We start from the raw sequence: 3,842 nt of genomic DNA, 5'->3' as shown, positions 1-3,842 counted from the left end.
GGTCCGGGATCCGGTGAGCGCCGCCGGATCCGAGCCACTGAGTCCCGCCGAACGGCGGGTGGCGGAGCTGGCGGCGCTGGGCAATCGCAATCGCGATATCGCCGAGGTCCTCGACATCACCACCAGCACGGTCGAACAGCATCTGACCCGGGTATACCGCAAACTCTCGGTCGCCCGCCGCTCCGAACTGCGCTTCGCCCTGGCCGCCGCACCGGAATCGAGGGCGCGCACCGCCGTGGGATGAATGCCCGCGATGGGGCGGCCGGCACCGCCGGGAACCGAGCGCGCACTGCGGTTGGGGTGAGCGCGGACGGCGTCGGTGATCACGGTCGCCGTCGGATGAGCAACGGTCGAAAGGGGATTGGCATGGTCGTGTCTCGATCCGGGGGAGTGTCGGCGGCAGCGGCGGAGGACCGGCCGCCGCTGCCCGAGCAGGACCCGTTCTACCGGCCTCCGCGCGGGCTCGCCCGGGTCGCGCCGGGGACGATCCTGCGCTCACGGCCGGTGGAAGCGGCCTTGCTGGGCGTGATCCCGCAGCGAATCACCGCCACCCAGTTGCTGTTTCGCAGCACCGACCTGCACGGGCGGGCGGAGGCGGCGGTCACCACGCTGCTACTGCCGCACGGCGCGGATCCCGCCGTGGCGCGCCCGATCGTGTCCTACCAGTGCGCCATCGACGCGGTCGCCTCGAAATGCCTGCCCTCGTACGCGTTTCGTCGCGGCGCGCGGGCGCTGGGGTCGGTCCCGCAGTACGAACTGCTGCTCATCGAGCACGCGCTGACGCGGGGCTGGGCGGTCTCGGTGCCCGATCACGTCGGCAGCGCCGGACGTTTCGGCGCGCCCCGCGAGCCGGGCCACCGCACCCTCGACGGGCTGCGCGCCACGCTGAGTTTCCTCGACCGGCCCGTCGAGACGCCCGTCGCGCTGTGGGGATACTCCGGCGGCGGACTGGCCACCGCGTGGGCGGCGGAACTCGCCGCGACCTACGCGCCGGAGCTGAATATCCTCGCCGCCGTGCTGGGTTCACCGGTCGGCTCCCTGGAATCGACCTTCTTCCGGCTCAACGGCTCGACCTTCGGCGGCCTGGCCACCCTGTGCCTGGCCGGGCTGCGCCGCGCCTATCCGGCACTGGACCGCACCCTGCGCGAACACCTCGACACCGCGTCGCTGGCCCTGCTGGATCGCGCCGAGACCAGCGCCACCGTGCCCCTGCTGGTGCGCAGCACCGGTATTCGCCTCCAGGACCGCGACGGTTCGGCGCTGGCCACCCTGCGCACCCTGCCGCAGATCCGCGCGGTGCTCGCCGATATCGAGCCGGGCGCGCGCCCGCCGCAATTCCCGGTGCTGGCGGTGCAGGGCGTGCACGATCTGATCATTCCGTGCGGCAATGTCGATCACCTGGTCGACCGGTATCGCGCCGCGGGCACCTCGGTCCGATATGTCCGGGATGTGCTCGGCGGGCATGTCACCCTGGGTTTGCTGGCCGCTCCGCTGTGTGAGAACTGGCTCGCCGATCGCTTCGCGGGTCGCGCACTGCCCGGGGCGACCACGGAAACAGTTGTCTCCCTGGCCTTTTCCTTGTCGGCGCTGCGGGGTTATCTCGGCCTGGCGGGGGTGCTGGCCCGGGCGCTGGCGGCCCGTCCACTGCCCGGCGCGAGCCTGCCGCCCGCGCCCGCGCCGCCCGCGGTGAAATTCGAGCATCGATTCCGCTGAACCCCGCGCACCCCGGCCGCCGGGCTCCTACCGTGTAGGCGTCCGGAAGGGGAATGCCATGACGGCAACCGACAAAGTCCTCATCATCGGCGGACTGCTGACCCTCACCTACGGCACGCTGCTCGGCTATCCGATGACCATGCTGCGCATGCGCGAGGGCAACCCGCCGACTCCCCGCTATCTCACCGTCGCCCATGTGGGCGCGGTCCTGCAGGGTGTCGTGCTCTTCGGTCTGGTCTTCGCGGCCCGGCTCTCGGACCTGTCGAGCGGCTGGAACCTCACCGCCGCGTGGCTGGCCGTCGTCTCCGGCGTTTTCATCGCCGCCAAGGACACCATCAACTGGCTCACCGGCATCAAGGATGAATTCGCCGAGAAGGCCCGCACCGCGCCACTGGGTTTGGCGGGCGCGCTGACGCTCACCGTCGCCCTGCTCATCTTCATCATCGGCGACCTCGCCGCCCTGTGATCGGAGCCCCGCACCCACCACCCGTGCCACGACACCGGACCAGTCGTGCCGAGTTGATCTTCACCGGCGCGGCGGGCACGACTTTGCGTCAAAATCTTTGTGTCCGGTCACAAGTCACCGACCGGACGGTTCTGTAACGACAGCCCGCACCCGGAAGGCCCTCCGTGCCCAAGCACCTGATCACCCTGGCGACTCTGACGGCCGTGGTGGCCGTTCTCGCGGGCTGCAGCGACCACCGCAGCACCCCCTTGACCCCGCCCGCCACCACCACGGTCCCCATGCTCGGCGGCGGTCAGATCCCCGACGTGATCGACGTGCCCACCGGAACCACCACCGCGGCAACGACAACCACCGCGACGACCACGACCGCCACCACGACCCCTGCGACCACGACACCCACCACCACGACGGCCACCCCGCGCGCGGCGGTCACCCAGGTCCGCTGACCTCGTCCGTGACTACAGGGTGTCGGCCTTACTGATCCAGGCGACGACCGCGCGGGTGAGGAAGGGCGGCGACAGCCGGGTGGCCAGGGCGGTCAGTTTGGTTTGCAGACCGACCAGGACGTGGGGGCCGCGCAGCGGGCGGGCGCTGGTCGCGGTGTGCCACACGCTGTTTGCGACATCGACCGGGGTGAGATGGACGCCGAGCGTGGTCGCGGACTTCGAGGCGCGGGTGACCTCGGTCATCATGTCGGTGGCCACGAACAGCGGGAGCAGGTCGGTGACCCGGATGCCGTAGTGCCGCCATTCCAGGTCGAGAGCCTCGGTGAGGCTACGGACGGCCGCCTTGGTCGCGCCGTAGGTGGCCAGACCGGGCTGGCCGTAGAGGGCGGAGGCGGAGGCGAGATTGATGACCTGGCTGTTCGGGGTGGCGCGCAGGTAGGGGAGCGCGGCGTGGCAGCCGTTGAGGACGCCCTTGACATTGACGTCCACCAGGCGATGCTGGCGCTCGAGCGGAATGTCGGCGAAGGGGCCGGAGACCAGGATGCCCGCATTGTTGACCAGCAGGTCGAGACGGCCTGTGGCATCGGCGAATTGCTTCAGCGCCGCCTCCCAGCCTGCCGGATCGGTGACGTCGAAGGAGCCGACCACGGTGCGCCCGCTGATCGCCTCGGCGGTGGCGCGCACCGCGTCCGGATCGATGTCGTAGAGGCCGACCGTCCAGCCTGCACGGGCGAACCGCTCGGCGATGGCCCGGCCGATCCCGGCGGCGGCACCAGTGACGAACACCGCGGAAGCGTTGGCGGGCTGGGACATCGGAGCCTCGGGCTGGGTCATCGGCGCCTCTCGGATCGGACGGACGGGCCACCTGTCACGCGAATCAGGCCGCGCTGCGACCGGATTGCCCGCCTTCGATCATCGCACGATGGAACTCGGCCGCGTCCCGGGCGGCATCGCGGCCGTCGGCCAGCAGTCCCGCGCCGAGATGGATGAGCGTGTGCGGGGCGCTGGGCCGCACTTGCAGCCGCAGCGGCACCCCGGCCGCCTCGGCATTGCGCGCCACCGCGAGCGCGTCCGACAGCAGCATCTCCCGCGAGCCGACCTGCAACAGGATCGGTGGCAGGCCGGTGAAGTCGTGGTTGACGACCGACCAGGCCGGATCCAGCACCCCGTCGACCTCGATGCCGCGCCGCACCACCATGTCCGGCCCGGCGGCGGGC

Annotated in this window: 6 protein-coding genes; 4 read left to right on the top strand and 2 right to left on the bottom strand. The window is 71.1% G+C overall.

The genetic code is table 11. The features are described from left to right. From ACWELQ_RS40620 to ACWELQ_RS40605, 4 genes are all read left to right on the top strand, one after another. The coding region (locus ACWELQ_RS40620; protein WP_452402313.1) for a helix-turn-helix domain-containing protein at positions 1 to 244 on the top strand (244 nt) is incomplete at its 5' end. 122 nt (positions 245 to 366) lie between these two features. Further along, positions 367 to 1,713: a lipase family protein gene (locus ACWELQ_RS40615; protein ID WP_452402312.1), complete on the top strand. Its 1,347-nt coding sequence runs from the start codon at positions 367 to 369 to the stop codon at positions 1,711 to 1,713. Between the two features lie 58 nt (positions 1,714 to 1,771). Then, entirely contained in the window at positions 1,772 to 2,179 is a 408-nt protein-coding gene (locus ACWELQ_RS40610) for a hypothetical protein (protein WP_452402311.1), read from the top strand. Between the two features lie 164 nt (positions 2,180 to 2,343). Continuing rightward, positions 2,344 to 2,625 (top strand): hypothetical protein, encoded by a 282-nt coding sequence (locus ACWELQ_RS40605; protein WP_452402310.1) that lies wholly within the window; start codon positions 2,344 to 2,346, stop codon positions 2,623 to 2,625. Between the two features lie 12 nt (positions 2,626 to 2,637). Here the strand turns inward: ACWELQ_RS40605 and ACWELQ_RS40600 are convergent, their stop codons facing one another. Together ACWELQ_RS40600 and ACWELQ_RS40595 are read right to left on the bottom strand one after the other, a co-directional pair. Continuing rightward, positions 2,638 to 3,459 (bottom strand): SDR family oxidoreductase, encoded by an 822-nt coding sequence (locus ACWELQ_RS40600; protein WP_452402309.1) that lies wholly within the window; start codon positions 3,457 to 3,459, stop codon positions 2,638 to 2,640. 43 nt (positions 3,460 to 3,502) lie between these two features. Then, positions 3,503 to 3,842, bottom strand: a 340-nt coding sequence (locus ACWELQ_RS40595) for an alpha/beta hydrolase (protein ID WP_452402308.1), incomplete at its 5' end; no start/stop codon positions are given.

Source organism: Nocardia sp. NPDC004722 (assembly GCF_053601505.1).
This window is presented reverse-complemented; position numbering and strand designations above follow the sequence as displayed.

Excerpts from the sequence above, each read along its gene's own strand:
- ACWELQ_RS40615 (WP_452402312.1), top strand. The coding sequence starts at position 367 with ATGGTCGTGTCTCGATCCGGGGGAGTGTCGGCGGCAGCGGCGGAGGAC.
- ACWELQ_RS40610 (WP_452402311.1), top strand. The coding sequence starts at position 1,772 with ATGACGGCAACCGACAAAGTCCTCATCATCGGCGGACTGCTGACCCTC.
- ACWELQ_RS40600 (WP_452402309.1), bottom strand. The coding sequence starts at position 3,459 with ATGACCCAGCCCGAGGCTCCGATGTCCCAGCCCGCCAACGCTTCCGCG.